This is a genomic window from Kitasatospora sp. NBC_00039 (genome assembly GCF_045160625.1).
Taxonomy (GTDB): domain Bacteria; phylum Actinomycetota; class Actinomycetes; order Streptomycetales; family Streptomycetaceae; genus Kitasatospora.
Genome location: NZ_CP108289.1, coordinates 3,091,976 through 3,110,542 on the forward strand (window position 1 = coordinate 3,091,976; position 18,567 = coordinate 3,110,542).

Sequence of the window (18,567 nt, forward strand, 5' to 3'; positions counted from 1 at the left end):
GGCCCCCACCGGGCAGGTCCCGGTTCTGCGCAGTATGGGCCAGCGGAGCGCCGGACGCCAGGCTCGGCCATGTCCCGGACCCCTGCGGGACACCGTGCGGCGGGGCGGGTGCCCGCTGTCACCGTGCCCCCGTCCGGGACTCGTGAACGGCCCGCGCCCGGCGTGTGGCCGGATCGTGATCCTCAAGTTCCGCTCAGATCGGCTGACGTGACATCGTCAGCGCTCCTATGGTCACCCCACCGGGGGCCGCGGCTCCGCCGGCCTCGGCCCCCGGCTTTCCTATCACCATTGCCGCCCAAGGGAGTTCAGCTCTCGGGCCGATACCAGGGAGCAGGCGCGATGACCGAGAGCCTCACCAAGGACTCCAGCGCCGCAGCCGCCCCCCTGGTGGTGATGCGCGGGGTGAACAAGCACTTCGGCGCCCTGCACGTACTCCAGGACATCGACCTGGAGATCAAGCAGGGCGAGGTGGTGGTCCTGATCGGACCCTCCGGCTCGGGCAAGTCCACGCTCTGCCGGACGATCAACCGGCTGGAGACCATCGACTCCGGCACGATCACCATCGACGGCCGCCCGCTGCCCGCCGAGGGCCGTGAGCTGGCCCGGCTGCGGGCCGAGGTCGGCATGGTGTTCCAGAGCTTCAACCTGTTCGCGCACAAGACGGTGCTGGAGAACGTGGTGCTCGGCCAGGTCAAGGTCCGCGGGATCGCCCGCGAAAGGGCCGTGGCGACCGCCAAGGAGCTGCTGGAGCGCGTCGGTGTCGGCGCGCAGGCCGCGAAGTTCCCGGCCCAGCTCTCCGGCGGGCAGCAGCAGCGCGTCGCGATCGCCCGGGCACTGGCGATGAACCCGAAGGTGATGCTCTTCGACGAGCCCACCTCCGCGCTCGACCCGGAGATGATCAACGAGGTGCTGGAGGTCATGCGCCAGCTGGCCGCCGACGGCATGACGATGGTCGTCGTCACCCACGAGATGGGCTTCGCCCGCTCCGCCGCCAACCGCGTGCTCTTCATGGCGGACGGCCGGATCGTCGAGCAGAACACCCCCGAGGCCTTCTTCACCGCGCCGCGCAGCGACCGCGCGAAGGACTTCCTCTCCAAGATCCTGCACCACTGACCGTCCCCGGCCTTCCCGGACGTCCCGGAGCTTCCGGGTCTTCCCGACCTACCGGGCCGGCACTCGTCGGCAGTGGCAAGGGCGCCGCCGCCACCACGCCGACCCGGCCAACTTCCTGTCGCCAGAGCCCGGTTGACCCGTGGCCCAGCCCGAGGAGAGCTACCCTCATGAAGACCCGTCGCACCCTCGCCGTCGCACTCTGCGCCATCGCGCTGACCGCCACCGCCGCCTGTGGCAAGGACGGCACGCCCGGTGACACCGCCGCCGGCGCCAGCAACGCCCCGAAGCTGCCCACCTACACGGTCAAGACCGACCCGAAGGTGGACTCTCAGGTGTTCACCGAGGCCAGGAAGCGGGGCCAGCTGATCATCGGCGCCAAGGCCGACCAGCCGAACCTCGGCTTCGAGGACGTCGCCAGCGGCGACCGCAACGGCTTCGACATCGAGATCGCCAAGATGATCGCCGCCGACCTCGGCTTCACCCCACAGCAGATCAAGTGGGTGACCCTGGTCTCCTCGCAGCGCGAGCCGGCCATCTCCAAGGGCCAGATCGACTTCTACGTCGGCACCTACAGCATCAACGACGAGCGCAAGAAGTCGGTCTCCTTCGCCGGCCCGTACTACATCGCCGGCCAGGACCTGCTGGTGAAGTCGGACAACACCGCCATCACCGGCCCGGAGTCGGTCAACGGCAAGAACGTCTGCACCGCCACCGGCTCCACCTCGATCAAGAACATCCAGCAGTACTCGCCGAAGATCACCCAGTTCGACACCTACTCGGCCTGCGTCGAGAAGCTGATGTCCGGCGAGGTCGACGCCGTCACCACCGACGACGCCATCCTCAAGGGCTACGCCTCCAAGTACGCGCCCAAGCTCAAGGTGGTCGGCAAGCCGTTCACCACCGAGAACTACGGCGTCGGCCTGAACAAGGACGACGCGGCGCTGCGGGCCGCGATCAGCGACGCCCTCAAGGCCCACCAGGACAACGGCGACTGGAAGAAGGCGTACGACGCCACCCTCGGCCTCTCCGGCTCGGCCGCGCCCACGCCGCCGGCCCTGGACCGGTACTGATCCGCCCGTTGACCAACGTTCCTGACCACTCCTGAGAGGAGGGCCGCCGGATGGGTTTCCTGTTCGAGGACGGCAACTTCGCGCTGTTCCGCGACGGCTTCCTGCAGACGATCGAGCTGAGCGCGCTCAGCGCACTGCTCGCCCTGCTGCTGGGCACCCTGCTGGCGGCCTTCCGGGTCTCCCCCGTCCCGGTGCTTCGCGCCTTCGGCACCGGCTGGGTGACGCTCTTCCGCAACACCCCGCTGACCGTGCTCTTCTTCGCCGTGACGTTCGGGCTCCCGCCGCTCGGCGTGCACTTCAGCCACCTCACCTTCGCGGTGCTGGCGCTGGGCAGCTACACCGCGTCCTTCGTCTGCGAGGTGCTGCGCTCGGGCATCAACACCGTGCCGCTCGGCCAGGCCGAGGCGGCCCGCAGCCTCGGCATGACCTTCGGCCAGACGCTCACCCAGATCGTCCTGCCGCAGGCCGCCCGGACGGTGCTGGCCCCGATGAGCAGCGTCTTCATCGCCCTGCCGAGGAACTCGGCGATCGCCGGCGCGTTCAGCGTCGCCGAGCTGTACAGCGTGCAGCAGACGTTCTCCGAGCGCGGCTACTCGATCTTCGCGATCTTCTTCTGGGTGGCCTGCGCCTACCTGGTGATCAGCGCCGCAGTCGCCGTGCTGTTCCGCTTCCTGGAAGACCGACTGGCGGTGGCCCGATGAGTGAGCAAAGCGAGCGAATGATGGAGAGGTGCGCGTCGGCGCACACCCCTGCCGGGCGAAGTGAGGTGGACGCATGAGCTCCCTCTTCACCCGCCCGTCCACGGCCAGCGTCCTCTACGACGCGCCCGGCCCGCGGGCCCGCTCCCGCTACCGGCTGTTCGGCGTGCTGTCGCTGGTCGCGATCGCCGGGCTGCTCTGGTACGCCTTCTCGGCCCTCGCCGACAACGGCCAGTTCGACGCCCAGCTCTGGGACGTGTTCCAGTACACCGCCGTCCAGCAGCGGATCGTCGACGGCCTGGTGTCCACCCTGGAGGCCTTCGGGCTGGCGGCGCTCTTCTCGCTCGCCCTGGGCGCGCTGCTGGCCGCCGGGCAGCTCTCCGACCACAAGCCGGTGCGCTGGGCGGCCGTCTCCTTCGTCCAGTTCTTCCGGGCGATGCCGCTGCTCATCCTGATCGTCGCGCTCTACTACGCGTTCTTCGCCAAGCAGCCGATGTGGGCGCTGGTGCTCGGCCTCACCCTCTACAACGGGTCCGTCCAGGCCGAGATCATCCGCAGCGGCGTCAACGCCGTCCCGCGCGGCCAGGGCGAGGCGGCCTACGCGCTCGGCCTGCGCAAGACCCAGGTGATGACCACCATCCTGGTGCCGCAGGCGGTCCGCTCGATGCTGCCGACGATGATCGGCCAGCTGGTCGTCACCCTGAAGGACACCTCACTCGGCTTCATCATCACCTACCACGAGCTGCTGTTCGTCGGTAAGGCGATCGCCAGTCAGCCGATCAACGCGGCGGGCTTCCCCTACATCCCTGTGGTGCTGGTGATCGGGCCCATCTACATCGCGATGTGCCTGCTGCTCACGGCGCTCGCCCGGTGGATCGAAGCACGCGGCCGTCGCGGCGCGAACCGGCGCACATCAGCTGCTGCTTGACGGACACGCAGGTGAACTGTTGCATTGCTCTTCGTGACACCATCCGGGACCATCCTCGCGGCATATGACGCCACCCCGTCGGCCTGCCCATGCCCGGAGGTCCCGGACGGCACCGCACCGGCCGGCGGCCACCGCGCACCGGCCGGCCCGCGCCCGGAGGTCCCGGCATGGACCCGGTGATCGTGGTCGGGGCCGGGCCGGTCGGCCTGGCCCTGGCCCTCGCGCTGGCCCGGCACGAGGTGCCGACCATAGTCCTCGACGAGGGTTCCGGGCTCTGCCCCGAGGGCCCGCGCAGCGTCGCCCTCGGGGCCGACACCGCCGCCTTCCTGACCCGGATCGGCTACCCGAGGGCCGTCTCGGACGCCGCCCAGTGGGACGCCTTCGCCATCTGGCGCCGCCGCCAGGAGGTGCTCCGGATCGACCTCGCCGACACCCCCGTCCTGCACCTGCCCCAGCACCGGCTCCAGCGCGGCCTGCGCGACGCGCTCACCGGCACCCCGCTGGTCCGGCTGGTCCCGCTGAGCCGGGTCACCCGGCTCGAACAGGACCGCGACGGCGTCAGCGTCCACACCCGCAATCCCCAGGACGGCACCGAGACCTGGTGGCGCGGCAGCCACCTGGTCGGCTGCGACGGCGCCCGCTCCACCGTCCGCAAGCTGCTGAAGATCCGCTTCCCCGGGCGGCCGGCCGTCGACCGCAACGCCATCGCCACCGTCCGGGTCGACCTGCCCTTCACCGAGGCCCGGCTGCACCGCGAGCCGCCGTGGCGCGGCGACCGCGAGGCCTCCGCCCGCCCGCTGCCGGACGGCGTCTGGCGCCTCGACTGGCGGCTGCCCCCGGGCAGACCCGCGCCCACCGAACCGGCCGACCCGCACGCCACCTGGCCCGGCATCGTCACCGGCGACACCCTGCTCACCCGGGTCACCGCCACGCTCACCGGCTGGTGCGGCGAACTCCCCCGGTACGAGCTGCTCGCCGCCGCCGACCACACCGCCCAGCAGCGCCTCGCTGCCCGGTTCCGCAGCGGCCGCTGCTTCCTCGCCGGCGACGCCGCCCACCTGCACGGCGCCCTCGGCATGCAGAACCTCGCCGACGGGCTCCGCGACGCCGACAACCTCGCCTGGCGGCTCGCCCTCGCCTGGCACCTCCACTCCGGCGGCCCCCAGCCCGGCGGCTCGCTGCTCGACGGCTACGAGTCCGAGCGGCGCGGCGCGGTCGGCGCCCGGCTGCGCGCCGTCGACCAGGCCATGCCGCTGCTGCGCCCGCTGCGCGGCTGGCAGGCCACCCGCCGCTCGCTGATCAGCGGCTCGTTCCGCAAGCACGCGCCGCTGCTCGCCGACGGCCAGCTCGGCACCGGACGCTTCGGCGGCGCCCCCGCCTACCCGGCCGCCCCCTCCGGCGTCCCCGGGCGGGTGCCCGTCCAGCGCGGCGCGCGCGGCAGCACCTCGCTCAGCGAACTGCTGCCCGCCACCTCTCCCGGCGTGCTCGTCCCGGACCTGCCGGTGCTCGCCACCGACGGAACGCCGGACCAGCTGCACGCCCGGCTCGGCTCGACCTTCCTGTTGCTGCTGGTCGCCCCCGGCACCACGGTCTGGTCCGCCGAGCACTGGCTGGGCGCCGGGCTGATGCCCCGGCTGGCCGAGGTCGCAGCGGCGCTGCCGGTGCCGGCCGAGGTGCTGGTCACCGAGGAGTACCCGGGCGCAGGGCCGCACACCGTGCTGCTGATCCGGCCCGACGGCCACCTGGTCGGCGTCACCCAGGGCGCGGCCACCGAGGACCTCCAGGCGCTGGCGGACGGGGCCCGGGGCGGGCCGCAGCCGCTGACCGGCGGCGCGGAGACCGCGGCGCCCGCCGGCGAGCCGGTCGCCCCGCCGGTGGACTCGCCTAGCGGGCCACCTCGGTGACCCGGCTCTCCCGGACCACCGTGACCCGGATCTGCCCCGGGTAGGTCAGCTCCTCCGCCACCTGCTTGGCGACCTCACGGGCGATCACCTGCGCCCCGAGGTCGTCCACCTCCTCCGGCCGCACCATCACCCGCACCTCGCGGCCGGCCTGCATCGCGTACACCTTGGCCACCCCGTCGTGCGCCCGGGCGATCTCCTCCAGCCGCTCCAGCCGGCGCACGTACACCTCCAGCAACTCCTTGCGCGCGCCCGGCCGGCCACCCGAGCAGGCGTCGGCGGCCTGGGTCAGCACCGCCTCCACCGTCCGCGGCTCCACCTCCCCGTGGTGGGCCGCGATCGCGTGCACCACATCCGCGGACTCGCCGTGCCGCCGGGCGAACTCCGCGCCGATCGCGGCATGGCTGCCCTCGGCCTCGTGCGTCATCGCCTTGCCGATGTCGTGCAGCAGGGCCGAGCGGCGCACCGGCTCCGGGTCCACCCCGAGCTCGGCGGCCATCATCCCGGCCAGGTGCGCCGACTCCACCAGGTGCCCGAGCACGTTCTGCCCGTACGAGGCCCGGTAGCGCAGCGTGCCGAGGGTGCGGACCAGCTCCGGGTGCATCGCGCCGACCCGCACCGCCAGCAGTGCGTCCTCTCCGGCCCGGACGCAGCGGCGCCCGACCTCCTCGCGGCTGCGCTCGTGGAGGTGCTCGATCCGCATCGGGTGGATCCGGCCGTCCTCGACCAGCTGCTCCAGGGTCAGCCGGGCGGTCTCCCGGCGGACCGGGTCGAAGCAGGAGAGCTGCACCGAGGCCGGGGTGTCGTCGATGATCAGATTGACGCCGGTGACCGCCTCGAAGGCGCGGATGTTTCGGCCCTCGCGGCCGATGATCCGGCCCTTCATCTCCTCGTTCGGCAGCCGGAACACCGACACCGCCGTCTCGGCGGTCTGCTCGGCCGCCAGCCGCTGGACGGCCCCGGCGACGATCCCCCGGGCGCGCTCCTCGCCCTCCTCCTTGGCCGCCCGCTCGATCTCCCGGACGGTCACGGCCGCCTCGCGCCGGGCCTGCGCCTCGGCCTCCCGGACGAGCTGGGCCCGGGCCTGCCCGGCCGAGAGCCCGGCGGTCCGCTCCAGCGCCGCCGACCGGCGCCGCACCAGCTCGGCGGCCTCCCCCCGGGCCTGTTCCAACGCAGCCGAACGATCGGCGAGTTCGCCCTCCCGGGCCCGGAGCCGGCGCAGCTCCTCGGTCAACCGCTCCTCGCGCCGGTCGAGTTCGGCCCGCAGCTGCTCGGCCTGCTCCTCGGCCCACCGCCGGGCCCGCTCGGTCTCGGCCATGGCGCGCCGCTGGGCGCTCTGGAGGCGTCTGACCATCAGCCAGGCCGACGCCACGACGGCGATCAGCACCACCGCCGAGAGCAGGGAGGCGACCGTTCCGGTGCTCAGCGCGATCCTCATCCTGGCCACTCCCCGTCCCTGCACGGCACGCCGTCCGGGACCAACCACGACCGGGCCCGGGCATGGCTGCCCGAGGCGCGGCCGAGGCGTGATCGACGCACTCCCGCACTGAGTGCGAGGCTAAGCGCAGGTTACGAAACGGTCAAGACTGGACTGGGAGTTGGCCAACTCCCACACCGCACCGCCGTCACTCCCACCCGTCAGCGGGTGCTCCGTCCACGTCCTCTTCCTCCGGGCCCGCCCCCGAAGCCTCCTCGTCCAGCGCCTCCCGGACCACCCGGAAGGCCAGGCCCTCGGAGTAGCCGCGCCGGGCCAGCACGCCGACCAGCCGGCGCATCCGGGCCTGCCGCTCCAGCCCGCGGGTCGCCCGGAGCTTGCGCTCGACCAGCGCCCGGGCCGCCTCGGTCTCGTCGTCGTGGTCGAGCTGTGCGACGGCCTGCTCGACCAGCTCGCCGGCCACCCCCTTGGTCCGCAGCTCCTGGGCCAGCGCCCGCCGGGAGAGCCCCCGGACGGCGTGCCGGGACTCCACCCAGGCCTGCGCGAAGGCCGCGTCGTCGATCAGCCCGACCTCCTCCAGCCGGGTCAGCACCTGCTCGGCGACTTCGTCCGGAATCTCCCGCTTGCGCAGGGCGTCGGCGAGCTGCTTGCGGCTCTTGGCCGCTCCGGTGAGCAGCCGCAGGCAGATGTCCCGGGCGCGGGCCTCGGGATCGGCCGGCTCCTCCGCCCTGCCCGCACGCGCCGCCCGGCGCGGCTTCTCCGCCGGCCCCTCGCCCCCCTCAGCCTCCGACGCCGTGTCGTCCGTCCGGCCCCGGCCGCGGGCCCGACGGCCGCGCGCCCCGGCGGCAGGGGAGGCAGGGGCGGCCGCACCCCCGTGACCGGCCGCCCCTCCCCCGGCGCGGTGGCCGGGGGGCTCCTCCTGCACCAGCGCCGAACGACGCCGGCGCCGCCCGGTGGGCAGCTCGGACGCGGACACCAGGCCGAGCCCGCCGTCCGGCTCTCCCGGGCCCGACGCCGGGCTCAGGCCCGATGCCCGCCGCGGGACCCGTACCGGCTCCGGCTCCGGCTCCGCCACCGCGGCGAACCAGTCCGGCGGGCCGTAGTCGTCGTCATTCTCCGGGCCCGCCGGGCCGCCGCCCACCATGTCGTGCTGCATCAACGGCTCAGGCCTTGGCGGCCGCCGCCGTCTTCTTCGCCGCGGCCGTCTTGGCGGCGGTCGCGGTGATCGGCTTGGCAGCGCCGTCGGCGGTCGGCGCCTCGGCCTCGACGGCCGGCTCCTCCGTCTTCGGGCCGATGCCCAGCTTGCTCTTGATCTTCTTCTCGATCTCGTCGGCCAGCTGCGGGTTGTCCTTCAGGAAGTTGCGGGCGTTCTCCTTGCCCTGGCCCAGCTGGTCGCCCTCGTAGGTGTACCAGGCGCCCGACTTGCGGATGAACCCGTGCTCGACGCCCATGTCGATCAGGCCGCCCTCCCGGCTGATGCCCACGCCGTAGAGGATGTCGAACTCGGCCTGCTTGAACGGCGCCGCGACCTTGTTCTTGACGACCTTGACCCGGGTGCGGTTGCCGACCGCCTCGGTGCCGTCCTTCAGGGTCTCGATCCGGCGGATGTCCAGACGGACGGAGGCGTAGAACTTCAGCGCCCGGCCACCGGTCGTGGTCTCCGGCGAGCCGAACATGACGCCGATCTTCTCGCGGAGCTGGTTGATGAACACCGCGGTGGTGTTCGACTGGTTCAGCGCACCGGCGATCTTGCGCAGCGCCTGGCTCATCAGCCGGGCCTGCAGACCGACGTGCGAGTCACCCATCTCGCCCTCGATCTCCGCACGCGGGACCAGCGCCGCGACGGAGTCGATGATCACCAGGTCGATCGCGCCGGAGCGGATCAGCATGTCGGTGATCTCCAGGGCCTGCTCACCGGTGTCCGGCTGGCTGACCAGCAGGGCTTCGGTGTCCACGCCGAGCTTCTTGGCGTACTCCGGGTCGAGCGCGTGCTCCGCGTCGACGAAGGCGACCGTGCCGCCGGCCCGCTGGGCGTTGGCCGCCAGGTGCAGGGTCAGCGTGGTCTTGCCGGAGGACTCGGGGCCGTAGATCTCGACCACCCGGCCACGCGGGATGCCGCCGACCCCGAGGGCGACGTCCAGTGCGGTGGATCCGGTGGAGATCACGTCGATCGGCTCGTTGGCCTTCTCGCCCAGGCGCATCACCGAGCCCTTGCCGAACTGCCGCTCGATCTGAGCGAGTGCGGTCTCAAGGGCCTTCTCGCGGTCCGTACCTGCCATGGCTTCCACCCTCGGGTTCTGTGCTGTGCGCTTCATCGTCCTCGACGCTAGCGCGTCCCACTGACAAACGGCCCTGACCGGGCTCTGCCTGTGGAAAACTCCTCGCCGGAGAGTACAAAGAACATCTGTTCGATTCAAGCCTCACTCATTCGAACCACCGCTCCCCGCCCCTGCCCTCCGAGCCCCGGTCCGCCTCGGATCGCTGGTCAGCCCCCTGATCGTCGCTCCGGCCCGCGTTCCGGCCTTCGTTCCCACGGTCACTCCAGCCGTCGCCCCGACCGCCTCCCGGCCCGGACCCCGCCCCGACCATCCAGCGCAGCCGCCGCGCCGCCTCCCGGCGCAGCTCCCGCCGGGCGCGCCGCTGCGCCCCCCGGTCGATCCGCGGATCGGTGGCCACCTCGTACCGGCGCACGTACGTCCCGACGAAGCCCTGCAGGGTGGCCGCCGCCGGGATGGCGATCAGCGCGCCCACCGCCCCGAGCAGCGCCGCGCCCGCGATCACCGCGCCGAATGCCACCGCCGGGTGCACGTCCACCGTCTTCGCGGTGATCCGCGGGTGCAGCAGGTAGTTCTCGACCTGCTGGTAGACCACCACGAACACCAGCACCCAGAGCGCGTCCACCGGCTCCACCGTGAGCGCGACCAGCACCGGCAGCGCGCCCGCCAGGTACGTCCCGATGGTGGGCACGAACTGCGACATGACGCCGACCCAGACCGCCAGCGCCGCCGAGTACGGCAGGTCGAGCAGCGCGAACATCACCCAGTGCGCGAGCGCCGACGCCACCGCGAGCAGCGCCCGGGAGTAGAGGTAGCCGCCGGTCTTGGCCAGCGCGATCTCCCAGGCCCGCAGCACCTCGCCCTGCTTGGCGGGCGGCAGCAGCGAGCAGACCGTCCGGCGCACCCGGGGGCCGTCGGCGGTGAAGTAGAAGGTGAAGAGGCCGACCGTGAAGGCCTGGAAGAGCCCGCCGATCAGGGTGGAGGAGACGCCCCAGACGTTGTCGGCGGCCTGCTGGGCGTAGGTCTCGATGGCACCGGAGTCCTTGAGCAGCTTCTTCTGCAGCTCGTCCAGCGAGAGGTCCTGGTGGAAGGTCCGGTTGGCCCAGTTGATCAGGTTGTCGAGCAGGTGCGGCAGGTCCACCGCGATCTTCGCCACCTGGTCGACCAGCAGGGTGCCGAGCGCGGCCAGGAAGCCCGCCACCGCGACCGCCACCGCGACGAAGACCAGGAAGGTGCCGACGCCCCGGCGCACCCCGCGGGCCGCCATCCGGTCGACGGCCGGCTCCAGCGCCAGCGAGAGGAAGAAGGCGACCAGCAGCATCACGAAGAGGTCGATCAGCTGGTGGAAGGCCCAGTCGGCGAGCTGGAACAGCCCGACCATGAGCAGTGCCAGCACCATCGCCCGGGGCAGCCAGCGCGGCATCCCGGTGCCCCAGAGCCCGCCGGCCATTCCCCGGGCCGGCTCCGGTGCGGGTGCGGATGCGGATGCGGGCGGCGGTCCCGCGGCCTCGTCGACGGCCCGCGCCGACCTGTCCGAATTCTGCGGTTCTGCGCTGCTTGTCACTCGGACAGTCTGTCCCATGCCCGACGCCCGTCCGAGCACCGGGCACCGGGCGCCCGCTCAGCGCAACTGCGCCGACACGCCCTGGGTGTCGCAGACCACCCGCCAGACGTCCTTGGCCTCCCAGCCCGCCTCCAGGGCCTGACGCACCGTCCGCCCGCCCAGCTCGGTCATCACGTGGTCGGTGGCGAAGGACTCCGCGTACACCTCGCCGAAGTGCGCGTACATCCGCCGCCAGAACTCCGTCAGCCTCATGCCCACCAGTATCCCGGACCGCCGCCGGAGGCTCTAAGGCCGCCAGTCGGCCGCCTCCAGCGCGTACTCGACCTCGCCCAGTCCGGTCCCGGGGACGGGCTCCGGGTAGTCCTCGTGGAAGGTGCGGACGTAGCGGAGGCCTGCCTTCTCCATCACCCGCCGCGAGCCGCCGTTGACCGCCATCGTGTACGCCACCACCCGGCGCACGCCGAGCCCGGTGAAGCCGTGGCGGACCAGCGCCCGCGCGCCCTCGGTGGCGTAGCCGTGCCCCCAGGCCGCCCGGCGCAGCCGGTACCCGAGCTCGACCTCGCCCCGGTCCGCCGGATCAGTCGGGCGGAACTCGAACCACCCCAGGAAGGCCCCGCCGTCCCGCTCCTCGGCCGCCCACCAGCCGAGGTCGCCGTACCGCTCGTAGTGCGAGAGGTAGAGCGGCAGCAGGGTGCCCTCGACCACGTGGCGCGGGGTGGGGCGGCCGCCGGTGAGGTAGCGCATCACCTCGGGGTCGCCGTCGAGCTCCACCAGGCGGTCGGCGTCGGCGGCGGTGAAGCGGCGCAGTACCAGCCGCTCGGTGGTGAGGTGGACGGTCATGGTCCGATCCTGCCCCGCACCGGCCGTGCCCGTCACCGGGTTTTCAGTGCGGCAGCGCGAGCGCCCCGGCGCCGTAGTACTGGCGGTCGCCGCAGCCGAGCGGCCCGGGCGGGCAGGCGGCCGCCGCGGTGGCGGCCAACAGGGCGGCGAGCCGGTCGGAGTCCCAGTCCGGGTGGAGCGCGGCGGCCACCGCGACCGCGCCGGTGACGTGCGCCGCGGCCATCGAGGTGCCGGCCAGCGCGGCGTACTGCCCGCCGGGCCAGTCGGAGACGATCGCGCCGTGCGCGCCGGCGTCCGGGTCCCCGCCGGGGGCGGCCAGCGAGACCTTGCCGCGCCCGTAGTTGGAGTACGCCGACGGGCTGCCGTCCCGGTTGACGGCGGTCACCGTGACCACGCCGGGCAGCTCGCCGGGCAGCCGGACGCACTCGGTGCCGAGGTAGCGGGACTGCGCCGGGCCGGAGGTGCGGTCGTTGGGGCTGCGCTCGTCGGTGCGGGCGGCGCCGAGGTCCTGCCCGTCGTTGCCGGCCGAGGCCACCACCACCGCACCCAGCCGCCGGGCGTAGCCGACTGCGCGGTCCACGGCCGCGGTCAGCGCTGCCTGGTCGGGGTCCTGCGGGCAGTTGTACTTCCACGGGTCGGCGAAGTAGCTGTTGTTGATCGCCTTGGCGCCGTGGTCGGCGGCCCAGAGCATGCCGCAGACGATGTTCTCCGCGTAGTACTGGCCGAGCGGGCCGAGCAGCCGGACGGCGGCGATCCGGACGCCGGGTGCCACGCCGCTGACGCCGTGGCCGTCCCGGGCGGCGCCGACGATCCCGGCGACGTGGGTGCCGTGGCCGCTCTCGCCGACGCCGAGGTCGGGCCGCCAGGCGCCGGTCCGGGCGTCGGGGCGGCCGTCGGCGCAGGAGGCGGAGCTCTTCGGATCGACGGCGGCGCGCAGGTCCGGGTGGCTGTCGTCGACGCCGGAGTCGAGCACCGCGACCAGCACCTTGCGCAGCGCGTCGGCGGAGGGCGCGCCGGGGCCGGCAGAGGGGCTGCGCAGCAGGGTGGCCGAAGTGTCGCCGGCCGGGTCGCCCGAGGCACCGAGCATGGCGAGGTTCCAGGCGTCGCGCTCGCCCGGGTCGGCCACGGTCGCGGTCTCGTCGTCGGCCCCGTCGGCGCTGCGGCGGCCGCCCGCGCCGAGGCCGCCGTCGGTGCTGCGGCCGCCGTCGGACCGGTCGGCGCCCGTCCCCGCGGCGAAGTCCCCGGCGCCGTCCAGCGGCCGTGGCGGGCTGGGCACCGGCGCGGTCCGGGTGGCGCCGACCGCGGCCACCCCGGGGCGGGTACGGACCTTGTCGGCGAAGCCGCCGGGGGCGTACGCGAGCACGGCCCCGATCTGCGGGTACTCCTGGACGACCTGCCCGCCGGCGGCGCGCGCCTCGGCGCCTGCCCTGGCGGCCCCGGCGGCGTCCTCCTGCTCGGCCAGCACCAGGTAGCTGAGGTAGGAGCGGCCGGGCCCGGCCACGTACGGGACGGCGCCGCCGACCACCAGTGCGGTGAGGAGCATGGCGAGCAGTGCCCGAAGGGGGCCGCGGGCCCGGTGCGGTCCGGCCTGGGCGGGACCGCAGCCGGACGGGTGCGCCTGCGCCATGGCACGTCTCCGCTCGTCGGTCCCGGTCGGTCGCGGGAGCTCCGGTGGTCACGGGGGGCTGGTTGTCATGGAAGAGCCCTGGGTCTGAATCATCACCATATGAGTCGATTGTCCTCTTTGCCTTTTTTAACTGCAGCGGGTGGCACCCGGCCGGCGTCCCGGCCGCCCATCGCCCGCCGGCACGCCCGTTGTCGGTGCCACCCGGCACCATGGGGGCATGGCGCCGCAGACCCACCCCCAGCCGCCCGCCGACCCGCTGGCCGGATTCGCCCCGGCCACCCGGGCCTGGTTCACGGGCGCCTTCCACGCGCCCACCACCGCCCAGGCCGAGGCCTGGCACGCCATCGGGCAGGAGACGGACGTCCTGGTCGTCGCCCCCACCGGCTCCGGCAAGACGCTGGCCGCCTTCCTCTCCGCCCTGGACCGCCTCAGCAGCACCCCGGTGCCCGCCGAGCCGAAGCGCCGCTGCCGCGTCCTCTACATCTCGCCGCTCAAGGCCCTCGCCGTCGACGTCGAGCGCAACCTCCGCGCCCCGCTGGCCGGCCTGCGCCAGGCCTCCGTCCGCCTCGGCCTGCCCGAGCCGGACGTCCAGGTCGGCATCCGCTCCGGCGACACTCCGGCCGCCGACCGCCGCCGCTTCGCCACCCACCCGCCGGACATCCTGATCACCACCCCCGAGTCGCTCTTCCTGCTGCTCACCTCCGCCTCCCGCGAGGCGCTGCGCGGCATCGACACGGTGATCCTGGACGAGGTGCACGCCGTCGCCGGCACCAAGCGCGGCGCCCACCTCGCGCTCTCGCTGGAGCGGCTGGACGAGCTGCTGGAGCACCCGGCCCGCCGGATCGGCCTCTCCGCCACCGTCCGCCCGGTCGAGGAGGTGGCCCGTTTCCTCAGCCCCCGGCGCGGCGCCACCGTCGTCCAGCCGGCCGCCGCCAAGGAGTTCGACCTCTCTGTGGTCGTCCCCGTCCCCGACCTGGACGACCTCCCGCCCGCCCCCAGCGTCGGCGGCGCCGCCGACAGCGCCCCGGCCCGGCTGGGGGCACCTCCCGGCCCCCAGGCCGGGGGCGCCTCGATCTGGCCGCACGTCGAGGAGCGGATCGTCGACCTGGTCCAGGCCCACCGCTCGACCATCGTCTTCGCCAACTCCCGCCGCCTCGCCGAGCGGCTCTGCAATCGGCTCAACGAGATCGCCGTCGAGCGCGCCACCGGTGAGCGGCTGCCCGAGGCACACTCCCCGGCCCAGGTGATGGCCGAGTCCGGCGTCGCCAAGGGCGCCCCGCCGGTCATCGCCCGCGCCCACCACGGCTCGGTCTCCAAGGAGCAGCGCGCCCTGGTCGAGGAGGAGCTGAAGGCCGGCCGGCTGCCCGCCGTGGTCGCCACCTCCAGCCTGGAGCTGGGCATCGACATGGGCGCCGTCGAGCTGGTCGTCCAGGTCGAGTCCCCGCCCTCGGTAGCCTCCGGCCTCCAGCGGGTCGGCCGGGCCGGCCACCAGGTCGGCGCCGTCTCCACCGGCGTCTTCTTCCCCAAGTACCGGGGTGACCTCGTCCAGTCCGCCGTGGTCACCGAACGGATGAGGGCCGGCCGGATCGAGGCGCTGCGCATCCCGCGCAACCCGCTGGACGTGCTGGCCCAGCAGCTGGTCGCGATGACGGCACTGGACACCTGGCCGGTGGACGACCTGATCGCCCTGGTCCGCCGGGCCGCGCCGTTCGCCACCCTGCCGCAGTCCGCCTTCGACGCCGTGCTCGACATGCTGGCCGGCCGCTACCCCTCGGACGCCTTCGCCGAGCTGCGCCCCCGCCTGGTCTGGGACCGGGTGGCCGGCACCGTCACCGGCCGCCCCGGCGCCCAGCGGCTCGCCGTGACCTCCGGCGGCACCATCCCCGACCGCGGCCTGTTCGGCGTCTTCATCGCGGGCAGCGCCGCGTCCGATGCGAAGAGCGGCAGGAAGGGCGGCGGCCGGGTCGGGGAGCTGGACGAGGAGATGGTCTACGAGTCCCGGGTGGGGGACGTCTTCACCCTCGGCACCACCTCCTGGCGGATCGAGGAGATCACCCACGACCAGGTGCTGGTCACCCCCGCCCCCGGCATCCCCGGCCGGCTCCCGTTCTGGAAGGGCGACACCCTCGGCCGCCCGCTCGAACTCGGCCGCGCCCTCGGCGCGTTCACCCGCGAGCTGGGCGGCATGGAGCCCGCGGCCGCCACCGCCCGGCTCAAGCAGGCCGGCCTGGACGACTGGGCGGCCGGCAACCTGCTCGACTACCTCGCCGAGCAGCGCGCCGCCTGCGGCCACCTCCCGGACGACCGCACCATCGTGGTCGAGCGCTTCCGGGACGAGCTGGGCGACTGGCGGATCGTCATCCACTCGCCGTTCGGCGCCCAGGTGCACGCCCCCTGGGCGCTCGCGCTCGCCGCCCGGCTGCGCGAGAAGCACGGCCTCGACCCGCAGGTCATGCACGCCGACGACGGCATCGTGCTCCGCCTGCCCGACGCCGACCTGCTGGCCACCGACTTCGACTTCGGCGGCCCCTCCGACAGGCCCGTCACCGACGACGCCCCGGTCGGCGCCGACGCCGCCCTGTTCGACCCGGGCGAGATCGAACAGCTCGTCACCGACCAGGTCGGCGGCTCCGCCCTGTTCGCCTCCCGCTTCCGCGAGTGCGCCGGCCGGGCCCTGCTGCTCCCCCGCCGCAGCCCCGGCCGGCGCACCCCGCTCTGGCAGCAGCGCCAGCGCGCCGCCCAACTCCTCGAAGTCGCCTCCGAGTACGGCTCCTTCCCGATCGTGCTGGAGGCCGTCCGGGAGTGCCTCCAGGACGTCTTCGACGTGCCCGGCCTGGTCGAGCTGATGGGGGATCTCGAATCCCGCGCCGTCCGCCTGGTCGAGGTCACCACCCCCGAGCCGTCCCCGTTCGCCCGCTCGCTGCTCTTCGGCTACGTCGCCCAGTTCCTCTACGAGGGCGACTCCCCGCTCGCCGAGCGCCGCGCCGCCGCCCTCTCGCTCGACTCCCGGCTGCTCTCCGAACTCCTCGGCCAGGCAGAGCTGCGCGAGCTGCTCGACCCGCAGGTCCTCGCCGAGCTGGAGGCCGAGCTCCAGCGCCTCACCCCCGAGCGCCGGATCAAGGACGCCGAGGGCGTCGCCGACGCGCTGCGCCTGCTCGGCCCGCTCACCGAGGCCGAGCTCAGCGCCCGCGGCGCCGAACCGCTCTGGGCCCTGGAGCTGGAGGCCGCCCGCCGGGTGATCGCCGTACGGATCGCCGGCGAGCAGCGCTGGGCCGCCATCGAGGACGCCGGGCGCCTGCGCGACGCCCTCGGCACCCCGCTGCCGGTCGGCGTCCCCGAGGCCTTCACCGAACCGGTCAAGGACCCGCTGGGGGACCTCCTCGCGCGGCACGCCCGCACCCACGGCCCCTTCACCGCCGCCGAGGCCGCCGCCCGATTCGGCCTCGGAACCGCCGTGGTCACCGGCACCCTGCACCGGCTCACCGCCGCGGGCCGGCTCGTCCAGGGCGAGTTCCGGCCGGTCGAGGGCCACACCGCCACCGTCGAGTGGTGTGACGCCGAGGTGCTCCGCCGGCTGCGACGCCGCTCGCTCGCCGCCCTGCGCCAGGAGGTCGAGGCCGTCCCGCCGCGCGCCCTGGCCGCCTTCCTCCCCCAGTGGCAGCACCTTGCCGGCCACCGGCTGCGCGGCCCCGACGGCCTGCTCCGGGTGGTCGAGCAGCTCCAGGGCACCGCCCTGCCCGCGTCGGCGCTGGAGAAGCTGATCCTCCCGGCCCGGCTCTCCGACTACTCCCCCAACCTGCTGGACGAGCTGATGGCGGCCGGCGAGATCGGCTGGTCCGGCGCCGGCGCCCTGCCCGGCAAGGACGGCTGGATCAGCCTGCACCTCGCCGAGACGGCCCATCTGCTGCGCCCCGAGCCGGTCCCGCCGGCCGTCACCCCCGTGCACACCGCGCTGATGGAGGCGCTGGCGGGCGGCTACGGGCTCTTCTTCCGCCAGCTCGTCGCGCACCTCCCGGACACCCCCGAGCCCGAGCTCGTCGAGGCCCTCTGGGACTTGGTCTGGGCCGGGTACGTCAGCAACGACACCCTGGCCCCGCTCCGGGCCCTGCTCGGCTCGGGCCGGACGGCTGGCGCGACCGCCCACCGCGCGCCCCGGGCCACCCCGCGCGGCCGCTACGGCGGCGCCGGCCGCCCGTTCGGCCGGATCGGCGGGGCCCTGCGCAGCGGCCCGCCCACGGTGGCCGGGCGCTGGTCGCTGCTGCCGCCCTTCGACACCGACCCGACGGTCCGCGCCACCGCCCGGGCGCAGAGCCTGCTGGACCGGCACGGCCTGCTCACCCGGGGCACCGTGGTCGCCGAGCGGGTCCCGGGCGGGTTCGCCGGGGTGTACCGGGTCCTGGCCGCGATGGAGGAGCGCGGCCGGGCCCGCCGCGGGTACTTCGTGGAGGGGCTGGGCGGTGCCCAGTTCGCCATGGAGGGCGCCGCGGACCGGTTGCGGTCGGTCAACGGCCGGCTGGAGCGGGCCCGGGCCACCGAGTGGGGTGCGGGCCTCGCGGCCGAGCCGCCGCAGGTGCTGGTGCTGGCCGCCGCCGACCCGGCCAACGCCTACGGCGCCGCACTGCCGTGGCCCGAGCCACCCGGCGCCCCGGCCGGTGACACCGGCGGGGCGGACCGGGCAGCAGGGCCGGAGGGGGCCACGGAGAGCCGGGCCGCCAAGGCACACCGGCCGGGCCGCAAGGCGGGCGCCCTGGTGGTCCTGGTGGACGGCGAGCTGGCCCTCTACATCGAGCGGGGCGGCAAGTCCCTGCTGGCCTGGCCGGAGGACGAGGGCACCCGCGCACTGGCCGCCTCGGCCCTCGCCTCGGCCGTCCGCGGGGGCGCGCTCGGCAGCGTCACGGTCGAACGGGCCAACGGCGAGCCCGCCCTCGGTTCGGCGCTCGGCGCCGCCCTGGAGGAGGCGGGCTTCCACGCCACCCCGCGCGGACTGCGGCTGCGGCCCTGACCGGCTGCCCCGGGAGACGGCCCCAGGAGGCAGCCCCGGGCGACGGCCGGGCACGACGAAGGCCGCGAGGCGGGAACCCACCTCGCGGCCTTCGCACCGCAGTACTCCTGGCG

General features: G+C 74.3%; 13 protein-coding genes. 6 read left to right on the top strand and 7 right to left on the bottom strand.

All coding sequences use genetic code 11. The annotated features are described in order from the left end of the window. The first annotated feature begins 339 nt into the window (after positions 1-339). From OG286_RS13710 to OG286_RS13730, 5 genes are all read left to right on the top strand, one after another. Positions 340-1,113 carry an amino acid ABC transporter ATP-binding protein gene (locus OG286_RS13710; protein ID WP_396323804.1) on the top strand — a complete coding sequence of 258 codons (774 nt, stop codon included), beginning with the start codon at positions 340-342 and terminating at the stop codon, positions 1,111-1,113. 167 nt (positions 1,114-1,280) lie between these two features. Further along, the gene (locus OG286_RS13715) at positions 1,281-2,183 is read left to right on the top strand and encodes a glutamate ABC transporter substrate-binding protein (protein WP_396323805.1); all 903 of its coding nucleotides are present in this window, start codon (positions 1,281-1,283) and stop codon (positions 2,181-2,183) included. A 50-nt stretch (positions 2,184-2,233) separates the two neighbouring features. Next, positions 2,234-2,884 carry an amino acid ABC transporter permease gene (locus OG286_RS13720; protein ID WP_396323806.1) on the top strand — a complete coding sequence of 217 codons (651 nt, stop codon included), beginning with the start codon at positions 2,234-2,236 and terminating at the stop codon, positions 2,882-2,884. Positions 2,885-2,957: 73 nt separating this feature from the next. After that, positions 2,958-3,809, top strand: coding sequence for an amino acid ABC transporter permease (locus OG286_RS13725; protein WP_396323807.1), 852 nt, complete (start codon positions 2,958-2,960; stop codon positions 3,807-3,809). A gap of 167 nt (positions 3,810-3,976) precedes the next feature. After that, entirely contained in the window at positions 3,977-5,713 is a 1,737-nt protein-coding gene (locus OG286_RS13730) for an FAD-dependent monooxygenase (protein ID WP_396323808.1), read from the top strand. Here the strand turns inward: OG286_RS13730 and rny are convergent. The 7 genes from rny to OG286_RS13765 form a co-directional block, all read right to left on the bottom strand. After that, the gene (gene rny / locus OG286_RS13735; RefSeq protein WP_396323809.1) at positions 5,694-7,148 is read right to left on the bottom strand and encodes a ribonuclease Y; all 1,455 of its coding nucleotides are present in this window, start codon (positions 7,146-7,148) and stop codon (positions 5,694-5,696) included. The two genes, OG286_RS13730 and rny, sit on opposite strands and share 20 nt — an antisense overlap. A 187-nt stretch (positions 7,149-7,335) precedes the next feature. Further along, on the bottom strand, positions 7,336-8,301 hold the full coding sequence (recX, locus tag OG286_RS13740; protein WP_396323810.1) for a recombination regulator RecX: 966 nt from the start codon (positions 8,299-8,301) through the stop codon (positions 7,336-7,338). Between the two features lie 7 nt (positions 8,302-8,308). Beyond that, a complete protein-coding gene (gene recA, locus OG286_RS13745) occupies positions 8,309-9,424 on the bottom strand; it encodes a recombinase RecA (RefSeq protein ID WP_396323811.1) in 1,116 nt (371 codons plus the stop codon). A 145-nt stretch (positions 9,425-9,569) separates the two neighbouring features. Then, positions 9,570-10,871: an AI-2E family transporter gene (locus tag OG286_RS13750; RefSeq protein ID WP_396323812.1), complete on the bottom strand. Its 1,302-nt coding sequence runs from the start codon at positions 10,869-10,871 to the stop codon at positions 9,570-9,572. 171 nt (positions 10,872-11,042) lie between these two features. Further along, complete coding sequence (locus OG286_RS13755; protein WP_396323813.1) at positions 11,043-11,237, bottom strand: DUF3046 domain-containing protein; 195 nt, start codon at positions 11,235-11,237, stop codon at positions 11,043-11,045. Positions 11,238-11,270: 33 nt separating this feature from the next. Then, on the bottom strand, positions 11,271-11,825 hold the full coding sequence (locus OG286_RS13760; RefSeq protein ID WP_396323815.1) for a GNAT family N-acetyltransferase: 555 nt from the start codon (positions 11,823-11,825) through the stop codon (positions 11,271-11,273). 43 nt (positions 11,826-11,868) lie between these two features. Beyond that, positions 11,869-13,452, bottom strand: a complete 1,584-nt coding sequence (locus OG286_RS13765) for a S8 family serine peptidase (protein WP_396323816.1) — start codon at positions 13,450-13,452, stop codon at positions 11,869-11,871. A 217-nt stretch (positions 13,453-13,669) separates the two neighbouring features. Here OG286_RS13765 and OG286_RS13770 point away from each other — a divergent pair, with 217 nt between their 5' ends. After that, positions 13,670-18,454 carry an ATP-dependent helicase gene (locus OG286_RS13770; protein WP_396323817.1) on the top strand — a complete coding sequence of 1,595 codons (4,785 nt, stop codon included), beginning with the start codon at positions 13,670-13,672 and terminating at the stop codon, positions 18,452-18,454. Positions 18,455-18,567 lie beyond the last annotated feature (113 nt).

Excerpts from the sequence above, each read along its gene's own strand:
- OG286_RS13710 (WP_396323804.1), top strand. The coding sequence starts at position 340 with ATGACCGAGAGCCTCACCAAGGACTCCAGCGCCGCAGCCGCCCCCCTG.
- OG286_RS13715 (WP_396323805.1), top strand. The coding sequence starts at position 1,281 with ATGAAGACCCGTCGCACCCTCGCCGTCGCACTCTGCGCCATCGCGCTG.
- OG286_RS13720 (WP_396323806.1), top strand. The coding sequence starts at position 2,234 with ATGGGTTTCCTGTTCGAGGACGGCAACTTCGCGCTGTTCCGCGACGGC.
- OG286_RS13725 (WP_396323807.1), top strand. The coding sequence starts at position 2,958 with ATGAGCTCCCTCTTCACCCGCCCGTCCACGGCCAGCGTCCTCTACGAC.
- OG286_RS13730 (WP_396323808.1), top strand. The coding sequence starts at position 3,977 with ATGGACCCGGTGATCGTGGTCGGGGCCGGGCCGGTCGGCCTGGCCCTG.
- rny (WP_396323809.1), bottom strand. The coding sequence starts at position 7,148 with ATGAGGATCGCGCTGAGCACCGGAACGGTCGCCTCCCTGCTCTCGGCG.
- recX (WP_396323810.1), bottom strand. The coding sequence starts at position 8,301 with ATGCAGCACGACATGGTGGGCGGCGGCCCGGCGGGCCCGGAGAATGAC.
- recA (WP_396323811.1), bottom strand. The coding sequence starts at position 9,424 with ATGGCAGGTACGGACCGCGAGAAGGCCCTTGAGACCGCACTCGCTCAG.
- OG286_RS13750 (WP_396323812.1), bottom strand. The coding sequence starts at position 10,871 with ATGGCCGGCGGGCTCTGGGGCACCGGGATGCCGCGCTGGCTGCCCCGG.
- OG286_RS13755 (WP_396323813.1), bottom strand. The coding sequence starts at position 11,237 with ATGAGGCTGACGGAGTTCTGGCGGCGGATGTACGCGCACTTCGGCGAG.
- OG286_RS13760 (WP_396323815.1), bottom strand. The coding sequence starts at position 11,825 with ATGACCGTCCACCTCACCACCGAGCGGCTGGTACTGCGCCGCTTCACC.
- OG286_RS13765 (WP_396323816.1), bottom strand. The coding sequence starts at position 13,452 with ATGGCGCAGGCGCACCCGTCCGGCTGCGGTCCCGCCCAGGCCGGACCG.
- OG286_RS13770 (WP_396323817.1), top strand. The coding sequence starts at position 13,670 with ATGGCGCCGCAGACCCACCCCCAGCCGCCCGCCGACCCGCTGGCCGGA.